The organism is Methanospirillum sp. (assembly GCF_028679455.1).
Lineage (GTDB): Archaea > Halobacteriota > Methanomicrobia > Methanomicrobiales > Methanospirillaceae > Methanospirillum.
On the sequence record NZ_JAJRBM010000243.1, the window covers coordinates 1 to 16,250 of the forward strand.

15 protein-coding genes are annotated in these 16,250 nt (G+C 48.6%); 7 read left to right on the forward strand and 8 right to left on the reverse strand.

Going from position 1 to position 16,250, the window contains the following annotated elements:
- Nucleotides 1-1,378, forward strand: a 1,378-nt coding sequence (locus LUQ50_RS08120; protein WP_300038932.1) for a hypothetical protein, incomplete at its 5' end; no start/stop codon positions are given.
- A gap of 34 nt (nucleotides 1,379-1,412) precedes the next feature.
- Here the strand turns inward: LUQ50_RS08120 and LUQ50_RS08125 are convergent.
- Nucleotides 1,413-2,180 carry a protein phosphatase 2C domain-containing protein gene (locus LUQ50_RS08125; RefSeq protein WP_300038935.1) on the reverse strand — a complete coding sequence of 256 codons (768 nt, stop codon included), beginning with the start codon at nucleotides 2,178-2,180 and terminating at the stop codon, nucleotides 1,413-1,415.
- Nucleotides 2,181-2,286: 106 nt separating this feature from the next.
- Here LUQ50_RS08125 and LUQ50_RS08130 point away from each other — a divergent pair, with 106 nt between their 5' ends.
- Entirely contained in the window at nucleotides 2,287-3,432 is a 1,146-nt protein-coding gene (locus LUQ50_RS08130; protein ID WP_300038938.1) for a V-type ATP synthase subunit C, read from the forward strand.
- Between the two features lie 8 nt (nucleotides 3,433-3,440).
- Entirely contained in the window at nucleotides 3,441-4,112 is a 672-nt protein-coding gene (locus LUQ50_RS08135) for a V-type ATP synthase subunit D (protein WP_300038941.1), read from the forward strand.
- A gap of 12 nt (nucleotides 4,113-4,124) precedes the next feature.
- Here LUQ50_RS08135 and LUQ50_RS08140 read toward each other — a convergent pair whose 3' ends face one another.
- The 6 genes from LUQ50_RS08140 to LUQ50_RS08165 form a co-directional block, all read right to left on the reverse strand.
- Nucleotides 4,125-4,976 (reverse strand): methanogenesis marker 8 protein, encoded by an 852-nt coding sequence (locus LUQ50_RS08140; protein WP_300038944.1) that lies wholly within the window; start codon nucleotides 4,974-4,976, stop codon nucleotides 4,125-4,127.
- Nucleotides 4,973-5,935 (reverse strand): hypothetical protein, encoded by a 963-nt coding sequence (locus LUQ50_RS08145; RefSeq protein ID WP_300038947.1) that lies wholly within the window; start codon nucleotides 5,933-5,935, stop codon nucleotides 4,973-4,975. Before LUQ50_RS08145 ends, LUQ50_RS08140 begins: the two co-directional genes overlap by 4 nt.
- Before the next feature lie 87 nt (nucleotides 5,936-6,022).
- The gene (locus LUQ50_RS08150) at nucleotides 6,023-7,540 is read right to left on the reverse strand and encodes a PKD domain-containing protein (RefSeq protein ID WP_300038949.1); all 1,518 of its coding nucleotides are present in this window, start codon (nucleotides 7,538-7,540) and stop codon (nucleotides 6,023-6,025) included.
- A gap of 102 nt (nucleotides 7,541-7,642) precedes the next feature.
- Entirely contained in the window at nucleotides 7,643-9,283 is a 1,641-nt protein-coding gene (locus LUQ50_RS08155; RefSeq protein WP_300038951.1) for a PKD domain-containing protein, read from the reverse strand.
- Between the two features lie 448 nt (nucleotides 9,284-9,731).
- Nucleotides 9,732-10,253: an acylphosphatase gene (locus LUQ50_RS08160; protein ID WP_300038954.1), complete on the reverse strand. Its 522-nt coding sequence runs from the start codon at nucleotides 10,251-10,253 to the stop codon at nucleotides 9,732-9,734.
- Between the two features lie 326 nt (nucleotides 10,254-10,579).
- Complete coding sequence (locus LUQ50_RS08165; protein ID WP_300038957.1) at nucleotides 10,580-11,188, reverse strand: tetratricopeptide repeat protein; 609 nt, start codon at nucleotides 11,186-11,188, stop codon at nucleotides 10,580-10,582.
- A gap of 174 nt (nucleotides 11,189-11,362) precedes the next feature.
- On the opposite strand from LUQ50_RS08165, the gene LUQ50_RS08170 reads away from it, so the two are divergent.
- Nucleotides 11,363-11,998, forward strand: coding sequence for an acylphosphatase (locus LUQ50_RS08170; RefSeq protein WP_300038960.1), 636 nt, complete (start codon nucleotides 11,363-11,365; stop codon nucleotides 11,996-11,998).
- A 210-nt stretch (nucleotides 11,999-12,208) separates the two neighbouring features.
- On the opposite strand, the gene LUQ50_RS08175 is transcribed toward LUQ50_RS08170, so the two are convergent.
- Nucleotides 12,209-13,048, reverse strand: coding sequence for a hypothetical protein (locus LUQ50_RS08175; RefSeq protein WP_300038962.1), 840 nt, complete (start codon nucleotides 13,046-13,048; stop codon nucleotides 12,209-12,211).
- Between the two features lie 600 nt (nucleotides 13,049-13,648).
- Here LUQ50_RS08175 and LUQ50_RS08180 point away from each other — a divergent pair.
- The 3 genes from LUQ50_RS08180 to LUQ50_RS08190 are packed head-to-tail and all read left to right on the forward strand — an operon-like array spanning nucleotide 13,649 to nucleotide 16,097.
- Nucleotides 13,649-15,283 carry a hypothetical protein gene (locus LUQ50_RS08180; RefSeq protein WP_300038965.1) on the forward strand — a complete coding sequence of 545 codons (1,635 nt, stop codon included), beginning with the start codon at nucleotides 13,649-13,651 and terminating at the stop codon, nucleotides 15,281-15,283.
- On the forward strand, nucleotides 15,280-15,660 hold the full coding sequence (locus LUQ50_RS08185) for a hypothetical protein (protein ID WP_300038968.1): 381 nt from the start codon (nucleotides 15,280-15,282) through the stop codon (nucleotides 15,658-15,660). Before LUQ50_RS08180 ends, LUQ50_RS08185 begins: the two co-directional genes overlap by 4 nt.
- Complete coding sequence (locus LUQ50_RS08190; RefSeq protein ID WP_300038970.1) at nucleotides 15,657-16,097, forward strand: type IV pilin N-terminal domain-containing protein; 441 nt, start codon at nucleotides 15,657-15,659, stop codon at nucleotides 16,095-16,097. The genes LUQ50_RS08185 and LUQ50_RS08190 overlap by 4 nt, the downstream gene beginning before the upstream one ends.
- The last annotated feature ends 153 nt before the right edge of the window (nucleotides 16,098-16,250 follow it).

Below are 16,250 nucleotides of genomic sequence, written 5' to 3' on the forward strand. Positions count from 1 at the left end.
AAGCCTTGAGCCCTATGCCGGGTATATGCTGGCATCAGAGGAGATCAGTGCAGGTGGATGGAGTTATGACAAATGGGTTCCCATTCTGGCAGCAGACCCGGCACAAAGCCCTGAACAGATTGGAAGATCGATCATCAGTACATTTATTGAAAAAGAGAAACCACTGGGAAATACTGAAGCGCTTATTAATCTCAGCAGTATCGGGCAGGTTATCGACGGGCTCAGTGATCTGGGAACTGCGCTTGATTCAACAGAACTTCCGGAACAGTCAGTACTTCCGATCGCACGGGCATATGAAAAAGCCACCCGGTTTGGCGAGAACTTAGGGGACAGCCCCTCCTTTGGTGCAATCGATCTTGGCACCCTGGCTGCCTCTCTGAAGACCGCGGTGCCTGATGCAGCACCTGCGGCAGAAAAACTATCATCAGCCCTGAATAAGACCGTGGTTTACGTTGCCCATGATGAACTCCTTGGTACTACCACCGGCCTCTCCCTTGCAGATCCGCTCACCGTTTCAGAACAGACCTATCAGGATGAAGCAGATGTCCTCGCAATAAGCCCTGCATGGGATACCTTCACCAGGAACCTCAGGAATGAGGTGAACAGGACACTTCCTCCCTCCGATATGGTAAGCGTGGGAACTGACAGTTACCAGATTGTTGAACCTACCGGATCTGAATCGGTCTCTGTTGTCTATCTGGCAGTCTCAAATGAGACTGAACTGCTCCAGCTCGGAACCATGCCCCTGGAACCTCAAGAGAACGGTACATACCAACTTCCTGACTGGGATGGTAAGTGGTATTACCTGCAGGACACCAGCAATCCCTCACACGTCGCACTGATTGATCTCTATTATGGAGACTCAACCACCACGGGAATCAGCAAGTATATCTCAGAGGTTGACCTGTTTCGCAACGGAACCCCATACGATTCGGTATTGTATGCCTATATCGATCCTGACGAGGACTGGACCAAATTTTCACTCAGGCCATATTCGGTCATGGATAATGAGACGGTCTTTTCAAGGACCGGTTTTACCCCGGGATCCGGTGACGGAATGCTGACCTATGCATCTGCATACGATCTCGAAGGAAACGAACTCGGGCTCAGTCAGGTAGGAGCGATGAATCTCACCGGTGGCGTGGAGATCGTCAACGGTATGCTTCCGGACGGGGTATATGCCTCGGCATTGATGATTGAGACACCTGATGGAAAACAGGATGTAGGTGACATCAGTATGATCTCAATCAAAGACGGGGTGGCAACCCCAATCGCTGCGGACCGTGAAGAGGGGATATCTTCTCTCCTGAATGGTACTGTTCCATCCGCCACCCATGAACCTGATATTGCTGAAAGTGCCAGGAATCTCACAACCTGAAGAAGAGAAGCAGACAGGAACACCGGTTTCCTGATCAGATATCGATCAGGATGAGGGTGATATTATCAGGCCCTCCACCTGCCAGGCATGCACGAAGCAGGGAGTTCGCAGCAGCCTGGATATCAGCATCCGAGCCAAGCGAGAGAAGGAGGGTATCCCGTATTACTTCCCACACTCCGTCTGTACAGAGCAGAAGACGGCCGGACCCCGGGCGGGGAAGCCGGGTTACCAGGACAGGGGGTGCAGGTCTGAGCAGATCACCAGATACCGATGCGGTGATGATATTGCGGTACTGATGGGTATACATCTGCTCATCGGTGATGATACCCTGGTCACAGAGTTCCTGAACCAGGGAGTGATCATGAGAGAGCCTGCCAATTTCTCCCTCATGGATCAGGTAGACTCGTGAATCACCGCAGTTAAAGATAAGTGCATAATCTGGAAATACCGCAACTCCTGCCACGGTTGTACCAAATCCGGAATATGAGGGATCTCTCCTGACCACCCCGTCAAGATGATCTTTAGCACCCGCGATCATCGCAATGATCGCATCAGATGACGGGGGAACCACGGACCGGGAGCAGAACTCAAGAACCATGCGGCTTGCCACCTCACCATGGGCAGCCCCGCCAATCCCGTCAGCCACCGCAAACAGGGCAGGAAGAGCAGGAACCTCCAGTACCGCAGCCTGATCCATTCCGGACATGCTGGTTACGGTTCCGGCAACGAGGAGGCTGTCTTCATTGCCTGATCGCAGGTATCCCCGATGAGTAAGGTATGCACAACAGAGCGGGAGTTGCATCACATTAGAAAGTTATTACTACTCACACCATATTGAGAATTCTGATCCCTTTCTTTCATCATTTAAGTCAGGCTACCCGGTACCCGTGCATCTATAAGGTTCAGAGATGAACCGTATCAAAAGCAGGAGGACAAAACTGCACTACTTTCCAGTCACCCCAACCGCATATATCTATATTTGTACCCGCCTGACGGTCAGGAAATCACGCCTGATACCACGCGATCAGTACATGCGGCTTCTGAATATGGATCTGAATCAGATCATCCGGTTTATCGGAGAGACTGAATACCAGAATGAGGTTAACGAACTCGCCGGAAGCCTCACCGGAATCAGTCTCATAGAAGGGGCCCTTACCAGAAACTTCGCAGAGACCTATCAGAGTGTGATATCAATCACCCCGGGGGCTCTCCATGAACTTACGGAGCGATACGTTGCCAGGTGGGATATCTGGAATGTGATGCTCGTTCTCCGGAGTAGACAGTTTGGTATCCCGGTTGATCAGGTCAGACAGGTGCTCATTCCGGCAGGATGGATCAAAGAAGCAAGGGCAGAATTCCTCCTTTCCCAGCGAACCCTTGCTGATATCATTGATGGGCTGAAGGGATGGGAGTTGCACGGAGTTCTTGAACAGTATGTTGCAGGTGGATATCACAAGGGTCTCTTTGCAGAGGTAGAGAACGCCCTCTATATGTCATTTTACAAAAACCTGTTCAGGGATGCAAAATCTGGAATCCGGGGAGGGAACACCATACTGCCTTATCTCAGGTTTGAGATTGATATTACCAACATCAGAAATCTGTTCAGATTACGGGCAGGAAGCAGGATCAATGATATCAGACCGTATATGATCCCGGGAGGGAACCTCCATCCTGAGTACTTCCAGCAGATGTACCCGGTTGAAGATAAACAGCAGTTCATTGCCGGTATGCAACAGGCAAAAATTCTTCCAATTCTGATGGAGGCGTTACAGGAGATCAGATGCGATAACCAGGTTTGTGAGGCGGATGCCGCTGATATCATCTGGAAGCGATGGTCAGAGCGGAAAACTCCCCTCTTTTCGATGATGATGGCAGTTACCAGACTCAGACTCCACCGGCTTGACCAGATCTCACGCCGGTACCCGTTCTCGGTCCTGCCAATCCTTTCGTACCTTGAGCACAAGCGGTATGAGATGATAAACCTGCGAGCTATCGCTAGAGGAAAGCAGTTTGGCCTTGATCCTGATTCTATCAAACGGTACCTGATCCTGTAGGAGAAGCAATGGCATACCAGACTGATGTGAAACCAACCCGTGCGGGGCTTCTTGCACTACGCAGCCGGCTCAGGATGGCACGTAAGGCATACAAGATCCTCAGCATGAAGCTGGATGGGATGATCATGGAAGTCATCCGCCTCACCCCCGAGGTGAAGAAGGAGTATGACCTGCTCATCGCCAGGTTCAACCGCACCCGGTTTCTGATCGCTGCCGCATACATGATGGAAGGAACGGTTGGTATGACGGTTGCCGCATACTCGGTGGAGGTAAGACCCGAGATCGAGCTTTCACAGCGGAACCTGTTCGGTGTCAGGGTGCCGGTCATCACCGGCACTAACATCAACAAGGATGTTATCGAACGGGGATACGGGCTGCTCGGGACCTCACTCGTGATCGATGATCTTGCTGATGCATACGAGGATCTTCTCGCGACCATCATCGCCTATGCCGGGAGTGAGGCCACACTCAAACATCTCCTTACTGATATCGAACGAATCAGCAGGAGGGTCAAAGCCCTGGAACATCTGGTTATCCCCACGCTTGAAGAAACCGAACAGTACCTGTCACGGATGCGTGATGAGATTGAACGGGAAGATACAAGCCGGCTCTTTCATGTCAAGCGAAGAAAAGAAGCAGCCATCGAGCTAGAAGAAGAGCGGCGTAAAAATATGGAATAACCGGGAACCGGGTCAGACCAGGGGATCCGGAACCTTTGGCCCGGCAACCGGAAGCCGGGTATGATTTACCAGTATCTGGTTGGGAATGACCGCAAGCCTGGCGAGGAGGAGTGTTTTACCCCTGGGGGTCAGGATAAAGATCGGAACCGCAGTTCCTGCCTGCATCAGTGCCTTTGCTCCACATACTTCCCTGATATGAGCCGAAGCACAACTGGTGGCTATATCTGCAACCGCGGCAATCCTGACCGCATCATCATGGGACATGCCGGTGACGTGCACTGCCATAATGAGTGCCTGTGGATCAGCGGCTTTGACCGCCTCAGCAGCATCCGCACCTGCCACGGTGACCAGAAGCCGTGAATACCCTGCCTTTTGGGCAGCTCTGACCCCGGCAACCGGGTCCATCGATGCATGTGTGGGATCAGGAACAATTCCACCACCGGCAACGATACGATCGATGACTGAGGGGATCGGCGAAGTTGAGACTAGTCCTGACATCCGGCCGCCAATTCCCTGGGCCATGGCCGGATCGGTCACCACAACGGTCCCGGCTCCGTCACAGGCCAGCACTGCAGCATCGATGATATCACTTGCAAGACCGGTCCGGGTCAGTTCTGATGCTCCGAATCCGACAAAGTCGTCATCAGAGGTGAGGATCCGATCAGGGGTACACATCCCGAACGAGGATATCCGGTTCTCAATATTCTTTTGTATCGCTTCTGGAGTGAAATCCTCAACCGGGCATGCAAACCGTTTGGCAAGCGGACAGTCGGTGATGACTGCCTCTCCTACCTCGACCACTTTCCCGTTCCGGACCACGATCCGGGAACGACCAATTGCTTCGATAATATGTTCGTCAGTCATGATCTTCTCCGAATGGCGAGGAGGACTCCACCGGCAAGAGCAGGAAGAATAACCAGGGGGCCGGCTCCTGACTTCGGGGTTTCGGTGGGAGCCGGAGTTGGCGGAGTCGGGAACGGGGTCCGAGAGGAGGAGACAGTAAGGACCGGTGCAGGCTCTTCTGCCTTTACCATCTCATGGGTATCAAGAGTAGGAACGGTAGTTATCTCCTCGGCAATGGTTTGTGTCGGGGTGATCGTAGGCTGGGATTCAGAAAGTGTCAACTTGATATTATCAATGTATCCTTCTGCCTGCGGTCCTGATGTACCGTCACCAACTGCAGTCAGAAGGAGATGGGAGAGATCCACAATCTTTCCTGACACCGGCGCTGAAGTACTGAAGAGAATACCAGATGATCCTGGCTCCTGAACCACAATGCTTACGCGGCTGTCAGTAGCGTAGTAGGTTAGTTTCACGTGATAGGTACTGTTGTCCTCAAACCTGACCGTGGATCCAGCGCTGCCGGTTGACGGACTGGAACCAACCAGATTCAGTGCATTCTCCTTTGAGATGGTCTTTACATAGAAGAGTTTGCCGTCTTTCTTGTTTGCTAACTCCACCATGAGCAGGGGACCTTTCTGATTGTCTTTTTTATCAGTACCAATCCCAAACCTGAAGGTCGCAGATTCATCAGATTTCACCGGTGTAACATCGAACTCAAGAACAAATGGCCCGTTCACCTTTTCCGGGAGGGTATAGGTACTGTAACTGCCGGTGCCTCCTTCAATCAGGTAATGATACCGTCCGGTCGCATTCTCAAGGAAATAACTATCATGGCTGTTGGTAACCCAGCCGGTATCCTGCGAGAAGTCGGTTGAGTACAGAACCGATGTGTTTCCGGCAGGAGCAGCTTCCACCGGAACAAGGATCCCTGCACAGATCAGCAGGAACATAACCAGGAGGGGAGGGAATGACAGGTGCATACTATCTGTACATATTCAGGACTGCAAGGATGAATATCTGCCCGTCAGAATATGGGAGCTAAAAAAAAGATTTTAAAACGAGGGAAGTTATCCACGCTGGAACTCGGTGATACCACCCTGGAAGTTCATGGCTCTGCTTGATTTCTGGTAGAAGAACTTCTGGTCGCTGCCAGGTCCGAGCGATACGAATCTGAGCCTGGGTGTCTTGACATATTTGTACTCTTCCTGATCGATGAAGAGTTTATCATACACATCCCCTGCCGGAATGGTAAGGTTGAGAGTAGAGGAGAAACTGTCGTATCCCCCGATCTTTACATCGTTCACCGGCCCGCGTGCCAGAATTTCCTCATTCTTGACCAGGGTAATATCATTGAAGTTGAACGAGACGAACTGGTTCTTATCGGTTGAGATGGTTCCATCTGATGAACCTCCCCCAAAGATCAGTTGAATGATATCGCCGGGCTCAAACTGGTAGAACTTACCTGCGATCTTGATTGAACTGACCGGATCCGTGATCCGCATTCTGATGTACCCATCAGGCTCTATTGATCCTGCCAGGCTGTTTGTCATATAGACATCCATCTTGGTCGGAGCAGTGACGTTGATTCCGGTCGGGGATGAGAATTTATGTGTACCGTACGCATTCGTAACCGTCAGGGTAACGTTGTAATTTCCACCATTCTGGAAGATATGAACCGGGTTCTTTTCAGTAGACTGGGCACCGTCTCCAAACGACCATTCATACTGTTTCGGGTTTCCGGTCGACAAGTCAGTGAACTGCACGGTCAGGGGAGCCTGACCACTCATCGGTTCTGCCAGATAGTTCGCCATCGGTGGTGAACCGATGGTGATGAAGTTCTCAGAAGTCTTCCGGTTGGAGCCGTACGGATTGGATACAAGCAGACTTACCGAGTAGGTGTTTGGTACAAAGTAGGTGTGTACCGGATTCTGCAGAGTAGAGGTCGTACCGTCACCAAAGCTCCAGAGCCAGGTATTGACCTTCCCGTAACTCATGTCACGGAATGTGACGGTGAGAGGTGGATCTCCCACCATTGGTTCAGCAGAGAAATCTGCTGCCGGTGGCTGGTAGGGATCTGCATCGTTGAGCTGGATCGGTATGATCGTAGCCGCCTGCGTTGGTGTTGCATTTGCTACGATCTCAACCGGAATCGGTGTTGCACTCACCTTGGGTGGTGGCTCGATCCTGGCCTTGTCAATAAGAATGCTCTCACCCTTATCGGTCATGTAATAGATCTCCACTACCCGTGGAGATTCAGGAGCTGGGTAAAAGATCTGTGCATTCTCTCCTTCAGACCAGGGCCATGCCCCGTTCATAAAGTTCAGATTCTGATTGTTCACCACATCGCCGTTGACCCTGAGAACCAACCGATCAGAAGGGAGCGGATCCCCGCTCACATGATGCATCACTATCGAATCTCCCTCCCCCTCGATGGAGATTGACGCTTTCGGGATCTTCTCAGTGATTGGGTTCCACAAGACAAGAGAGAGCCCAAGAACAAAGAGGACAATCATCACCACCGAAAGTATGATGATCGTCTGCATTTGAGACATTGCTTGATCATATCGCATTATCGTAACACCCATCCGAATATCTGACGACCCGCTGCCCCATTTTCAGCGGGATTACGTTTCATATCTTACCTGAAATTGTTGAACCTGCTTCTATTTGTACCGATGGTTATCAGTTCATGATGAGGAAGGGGTGGAGACATCGTATGACCCGACTCCACCCCGGAAGGTAAACCCTGCTGTATTCTGGAAACTCAGGAGGAGTTTTCCAGAGGAATCCAATCCGACATTGCTGAAGGTGATCTTCTGTGCTGGCGCTGCGTTGATAACCGGCTGCCCTCCGACAAGACCTTTGGCCCCGTCCCTGCCTGCCTGTACATTGATGGTCAGGTCGGCAGTCTCGAACTCAAGATATTTGTCGATATTGATGACCGAGATCGTACCATTATGAACCTCTTCTCCATTAACCACCATCGTCACGTTGCTGTAGTCGCATTTTAAAAGAGCCTGGGATACTACCGAGATGTCGCCACTTCCCCCGCTTCCCAGCAGTAACTCAACGTGATCTCCTGATTGCAGGTACTGATCCCGTCCACCAATCCGCACATTGGTTCCCGGCCCCTTCACGACAAAGAATATCTTTCCGCCAGGAAGGACCTCTGCTTTCCCGGTTCCCTGGGCAAGAGTATCCTGCCGGCTGGAGGGTGCCACCACAATCTGGCGGACCGGGGGAACCACTGCGTCGTCTTCAGGATCACAGAACCTGACATCAAGAGAGATATTGTACGTACCCGGGAACGGATAGATGTGTACCGGGTTTCGTTTCATGGTTGTCTGCCCGTCACCAAAGTCCCAGACGCGGTTTCTGATACACCCGGAGGTGAGATCATTACACTGCACGGTAAGCGGTGCAGCTCCGGCTGCTGGCTGGACATCCATCACAATCGATCCTGATGTTACACTCTGAACAACCGGTGCAACCGTGTTTAGCGGAGCTACCGGTACCAGTGGTGTTCCCGCTACCCCTGGTGTCTCTTTCAGTTGCGTCGCAGGCATTTCAGAGGGGGTGCCCTCACCAGCCGGCTGTTGATCAGGAGTTATCACCGGTTCAGGAGTGGGTGTGGGAGTCGGAGTAGGCTGCACGGTGGTCGTAAATACGGTGTATTCAGTTGACTTTGGCACGTACAGCAGGGTAACGGTTGCAGGTTTTACATAACCGGAAGTATCCACCTTAAGTACCGTGCCCGATGTCCAGGGCCATGTTCCCCCACCCATTAACATATATTTGTCAGGTGAAACCAGTGCCCCGTTGATCTGAACACGGAGGTGCTCCTGGGTTAGCGGAGATCCACCTGCATGATAGAGGAAGAGATCTTCTCCGGTCTGACTCGGGTTGATGGTCACGTCTGGTGCCTTGTCTGAGAACATTGGCATTACGAAAAAGACAGCCGCGATCAGAATCACTGCAATTGCTACTGCTGCGACAATGAGGAGTCTGATATCAATCTCGATTCCCTCTTTTTCAGGTTGTTCCTCTTCAGGAGGTTCTGATCCCTGATCAATACTGATCTCCGGCTCCTCTTCATCAGACTCATCGAGTTCCAGTTCGTCATCGACTGATTCATCCGATGACTCATCGGTATTAGCAGTAGCCGGCGTTATGTCATCTGACTCATCGAGCTCTAAAGTGTCATCTGGTGAGTCTTCCGATGACTCGTATGTACTATCAATATGTTCAGCTGCTGCGTGTTCTGCTGATTCTGCAAGCAGATCCTCATCATCGAGCAACTCGAGCATATCATCTTCTTCTTCCTTCATGGAATTCCTCCGATACTCCTCCCGGGCGGCAGGCACATAAACAGGGCAGATATCTGTATGTTACCTATATTGAGTATCTTATATAAAAATTAGTATGTGAAATTCAGAGAGGAGAGGAACCAGGAGACTGAGGGCATGAAGGGGGGATAATAGATCGTGCCATTTCCTATGTCATAGCAGAAGAGCTAGAATGTTACCGGTACTATCTTAAAAACCCTGGTTGCTTGAGGTTATCTTCCAGAGTGGTCTGAAAACGGTGGATCAGCACACAGATGATGGTTCAGTACATGAAAGTTAAGTCCGCCATCACATTCTTCATCAGAACCCATACCTTCAGCGTCTTCGGCCGGTTATCATCGTACAGAAAAACCGATACTGATAGTGATCCTTCACCAGTGGCCTCCCGTGGATCCGGTTTTTAATTCCAAAAAGAGAATCAGGCAGAATATTATGCCATGATTCCGGATCGATGTAGGGCGTCTTTTATCGTCTGAAGTTCGGTCTCAATTTTATTGAACCGTTCATTCATATCAGTCTTCAGATCTGTCCTCAATCCATGGATCTCGCTGATGGTACTGTCCTGTTTAGTAAGCATCTGATCTTGCTTGCTCAACATTTGATCCTGGGAATTTTTGATACTGAGTATGGCAGGGATACCCTTATCGAGTTGTTCAACTTGAATCAGATGCATGTAATCGATGGTCCTCATGATCTTGCGTTCATATGGCTCGATTACCACCGATGCTACTTCGGCATGAGGAGGAATCTGATCATTGATATATGCTGAGAACTCGGAGATTGCTTCCTCATCTCCTTCTGCAAGAACAATTACCTGTCCGGAACCGTCAGGGCTTGTTACATTCGATGCGGAAAATCCCTCTATCCCCTCAGAGAGAGCCTTATTGAGAAGAAAAATCCGATACCCTACATCGTGAACAGACCTGCCTGATATGACAGCCCGTATCTTCATGACCAGTATAGGTATACCGGATATACATTTTTTCCTACTGATGAAGGACAATAGTGCCACGTTCATGGGATCAACAAAGAATCAGTTCAATCAACAGGGACAACCTGCATTTACTTCAGATGGTGCCTGGAGTCCTGGTTCACGGAGTAACGATCAGGATAAAGTTACGTAATCCTGATCAGGTCGTGCACATGAATATGCTACTGTGAGGGATGCACCGGACGAATCGACATATGGGAAACGATTCACCTGATTGAAACACGTCAATCCGCTGAAAATGAAGATCAAAAAGGGATACCCAGTATCGGTAGAACCTGATCTTTGGATCAGGTACTCAACCCGACCTTTTTGGGGAGTTCGGGATCCAACGCTATAGCTTTTTTCAGGTTCACCTGATATCCTGGGAAATCACCGGCTGATTTCAGAACCATGGCGAGATTGTACCAGGCCCATTCGTTGTTTGGATCATAGGTTATCGCATTGGTGAAAGCCTGCTTAGCTTCCTTGTACTGAGCCAGGGCCTGATATGCAGTTCCCAAGTGATAATAAGCCCATGAGTTTTTCGAATCCCCCTTAATTGCTGCCTGATACATGGTGATGGCCTGGGGAATCTGACCACGGCTTTGCAGGAAGTTACCCCTGAATATCCATGCCCAGGTATTGTTTGCATCAACGTTGGTTGCATTTTTAAATGCATCATAAGAGGGAGTGATCCAGTTCATCTCCTGCATGGCTTTTCCAAGATTCAGCCACGCCCAGGTATTATTGGGATCGATGGTGGTTGCGTTGCGAAACGCTGCAGCCGCTTCAGGGTACTTACTCTGGTTCATGAGTTCAACGCCCTTATCATACCAGGCGGTCGAATCTTCAGCAGGAGATACCGGAACCAAGAGCAGCAGCAGACAGATGAGAAGGATACCGGTGAGTAGTCGCATAGTAGGTATACTCAGAGTGATCCCTAATCATACCTTCGTTCAGAGGATAAACAGGGAGATATCAATTGCTACCGGACCATCGGTTCGTATGCAGAGTGAACAGGGTCAGAAACTATATCGACATGGGGGTAATATTGTAAGATACGTGATCAGATCAGGGATCATGGAGCATGTATGAGACGGGTTGTTCTGATTGTCCATGGGGATGTCCAGCGGGTTGGGTACCGGGATCGGGTACATAAAATCGCAAACAAGGGAGGAATTTATGGTCAGATCAGGAATCTGGATGAACTTGATGCTGAGATAATAGCAGAAGGGAAATCTGAAAATATCGAGCAGTTTATTTCTGACATCCGGATTAGTGAGTACCCGATATCTGTTGAATCAGTCGAGATCAGGGAAGAGGTCTATACCGGATCGGTTTCTTCATTCCGGATTATCAGAGGGGATCCAGATGAAGAATTGGCAGAACGAATGGATACCGCGATTCAGCATCTTTCTATCATCGGTCACTATAGTAAGAGGGCTTCAGATAATTCTGATGTTCTTATTTCGATGATGGAAACCTCGATCGGGAAACAGGATCAGATGTTAGATAAACAAGATCAGATGCTGGAAAAACAGGACCAGATGTTAGGTAAACAGGACCAGATGATCGTAAATCAGGATAATGTGCTTCAGGAGATTAAAGGGGTCCGTTCAGATCTTAAAAAGACTGTAACTCAGGAGGTATCAGAGATGCGTATCGAACTGAGGGAGGTTAGGGAAGCGTTGGTCAGGGCAGGACTCATGGAGCCCGCAAAAGGTTAATGTCCCGTTTATTAACCACTGAAAATCTGAATTCTCATATAGAGGCTAACTCAACGTCAGAAGGCATATCAGCTTGCTATAGGACTTTTTCTTCGAATTTTAAAAGCCTACAATGTCAGTATCACTTCAGGGTCAACTGTTGAATAACACCTGAACAAAAAAAAGCAGATTTTGTCAGGCCCAGGGATAATTCCAGGCGAGTAGTGGGGCTTAACCACGAGCAGGTGCATTATCCCGCTCAGATTGGCACGGACCCCGGGAGTTTTCATGGCCTTTCTGATCAAAATCTTTCTGCCCGTGTTGAGGGGCAGAGTTATGCTTTGCATCAAATCCCGGTTGAGAATGACCCGCATGTCCGGCATGGCACCCTTGCACATTTTGATGCATCGGGCAGTTACCGTTTTCAGGACCGGAGCCCGGAGCGTTACCGGGAACCTGATTGTCATGGCTCATCGGGCAGTCCATTTTATCCTGGCCGGCCTTTGAACCGCTCTCAGGACCAGAGCAGGGACCGTTACCGGGAACCTGATTGTCGTGGCTCATCAGGCAGTCCATCTTATTCTGGCCGGGTTTTGAACCGCTCTCAGGACCGGAGCCCGGAGCATTGCCGGGAACCTGATTGCCGTGGCTCATCAGGCAGTCCATCTTATCCTGGCCAGGTTTTAAACCTTTTTCAGGACCGAAGCCGGGAGCGTTGCCGGGAACCTGATTACCGCGGTTTTCCATACAGGGACATCCCGGACCAGGTCCGTTTCTGTTATTCGCGTTGATACGCTCACCAGGACAGGGAGCACCATCATTCCGGGATCCCGGCTGGCCTTGAGGTTGAACCATCCGGCCTTGTTCCAGGTTGTTGCCTGGTTGGAACTTCTGCTCTGAAGGGGAACCATGAGCAGCGGATCCCATATTTTCATCGTTCTTCTGGAAGGGTCCCGCAGCAGGGAGATTACCCGGGGTTCCTTTGTACATGAGGAGTAATCCGGTTCCTGCAAAGAGCAGGAGAGCAACGATTACCAGACCTGCACATATAAGCAGCGTTCTGTCTGCCAAACTATCACCTTCTCACTAATGATTGAGACACCCGTACGGATCTGATCCTGATGATCAAGATCCATGAGGTATGAGCTATCGTATCCCTGTCCCACTTAAAAAGAATGTTTCACCAATATGCCCGATTGATGAACTTCCGGGTTGTATCGGGGAGAAATGAGTTGAAGGAGATATCATTGGTGAGAGAGATTCCCGAATATGAGAGATCCGGGGTGCGAGTATAGCGGGTCGAGAATGCGGTTTCATGGGGTGTCCTGATAGAGAGATTACCTGAAGAATTTCATTGAATATAGGGGGCATAGGAAAATGATTTATTCTCCCTGTTCGGTGATTGAGGTGAGATACACAGGTTGAGAGAGAGGGCCCCAAGGAGAAGTCTGGGACCATATCAGATCGGAGGTCAAATCGAGATTCAGGTATGAAATGACGAGATCAAAATTCTGATCCAAAGAGGGGTTACTTAGGCAATGGATAGTCACCAGATATCAGAGATTTAGAGGTTTTAGAGGGGAAATACCATTTTTTAAACGGTTGCCTAACTCCAGGAGGCAAAATTTGAAAGGTATATATCCTGAGTGGTCAATACTGGTAACATTGGTCATGGTGGGTACGCAGAAAGAGTCCGGGCTATCGGAGGTGATCGGGTTTATCCTGATCATTGCAATTCTCGTTATTATTGGATCATTGTATGTAACGTATGTAGTTCCGGCTCATGGGAGGGAAGCAGAGATCGATCACATGACCTATATCAAGAATCAGTTCATCGATTTCAAGATGGCTTTGGATTCTTTGTGGGTAAATGGACAGATCAATACAACACTCAGCCAGAATATTGAGATGGGAACCATTGGGCAGAAGACCCAGGGAGATTTTGTGTTCTTACCGCTTGCCCAGCCTGTGGGGTCTGCTGGTAGGATGGAGATCAATACTAGTGCTGATTCAGGAACTATTGATGTGAAAATAATTGGGCTCATCAAATCGCATACAGATGGAGCAGGCAGTTCTTCATCGATATCAGGAAGCAGCCAGATCACGGTTAACCCTGATATCTACCGGCAGATGTTGATTTATCAGACCCAATACCCGGTCTCAATTGTGAATATGGTCCGGATACCTATTACTGATACAAATATCCCCACAATCCCAAATGATTTCACCAACAATCAGTCATTATCTTACCATCTGATGGATATTTATCCAAAGTCTTCGATATCACCAGATAAGGCAAACTGGAGTGTATCAATCAACTTAACCAGGGTTCCCTCGTTTTATATTACTAACTCAACAGGAAACGCTTCGAAGTTTTCCACTCCCAACGATAATTGGGCAGGATACATGAGGGCTAATTATCGGTATGATCTTGTCATGAGTCTGGTAAAAAGAAATGCAACGATGAATTACCAGGTATTCCAAAATTTCACGTTGAACAGTTCTGACACGAAGATATCTGAATTCTGGATAAATCTTCAGGATCCTGCATATGGACTGGATGCCCAGGGGCCGGTAATAATCAAAGATTCACTCGCAAATGTCTACACTGGAACGTTAAATATTACCCCGAATTATGACATCGACTTAAATACAGCAATAAATCAGACAACAATAAACAATGCAATACGATCATCATACCCGGAGAGTACCCAAAGTACCGGATCCGTTCCAATGGGTAATTTCTCATACACGGCAACGAACTATTACTGGATACCCCAGCAGTATTGTTATCAATTGGGAGGGGTTTCTCTGGTCCAGAATGACACTGCGGTCTCGAAAGTTCTCCCGCTCATTACGCTTGGAGTTGATAAAAATTCATCAACCTCTCACCCATTCATCAGCATCACCAGGTTGCGAATCACAGGGGTAGAGGGGAATGTTGCCGGTTCGACACCGGTTCAGATCACTTCACGAGTAACAGGCATTCGAAAAGGAATTTTGAGTTCAGGCAGTACCAAATATGATATCGCTCCCTTGTCTGAAAATGCAAAAACTGTGGAGATAATTATCAATAGTCCTGATATAGGAGTGATTAATAGATGGAAAAATATTTTTAATTCAACGAAAACTGATGCAAATATGACATCTGGGTTCAATACTTCATGGGCAAACATAACACCAGGTGAAAATACAGTAAAACTTACAGTGACAGATCCATCATCATCAGACTATAATGTTACCGTTGATTATTCAGAGGTCGATGCCGTAATTAACCTCCAACCGGTCGGATGGCAGGGTTCATGAATCATGAACCTGCCATATCTGAATTGATCGGAGCATTACTATTATCAGGCGTCTTTGTTGCGGTTGCAATGGTAATTCTTTCTCAGATACATGCACAATATCCCCCGCCAAAAATCCCGGAAACCCAGTTTGAGATCACCAATAACGAGACAACCGTATGGGTAATGCAATCAGGAGGAGAGAATATTTCTGTACTAATCAATGCAACCCATAAAGATGGATCGCCACCCGAAAACCTCACTCAATCATTGATATTTATGAAGACCGGGGAGAGACTCGAGTACCCGATAAAAACATCGTATCAATCAGTTCAGGTGGTTTATAATGATCAAGCAACAGGTTCCAGACGTCTCATGATAGAAAAAAAACTCATATGAGCAAGAAATTCAGAGACTCTGCGGTTTCAGAGATCATTGGTACAATCATTATTATGAGCCTTGGAATTATCGGCCTCTCCATTGTCGGGGCATATCTAAACTCCAATATTGGAGTTCAGAATCTTCCGAACGTGGATCTTATCCCGATAAATGAGTCCGGGATTATTAAAATATATCATAACGGCGGAGAATCGCTCAATGCCACCCAACTTCGGATAACCATTGATTCACCCACAAATAATACTCATCTCATCAATGATACTACAATTGGAGGAAACCTATTTAGACAGAAGGTAGATGGTTTCAAATTTGGAGATCTATTGGATTTGAAGCAACCAGGAACCTCGGTATATATTTTTTATCAGCGAACAGGAATCGGAGATAAGGATGGATTTTTATTCAAACAATATACGCAGATTACCAAGGTAGGAGAGTAATAGAATGAAACATCTGATATCAACGTTGGTAATGAAACCATTGTACGTACTCCTTCACATTCGGTAATAAGAGATACCATGATGAATCAGGAACAAGCTATCACCGATGTGGTCTCCGTGATCATCCTGATTGCGGTGGTTGTCGGGGCAATG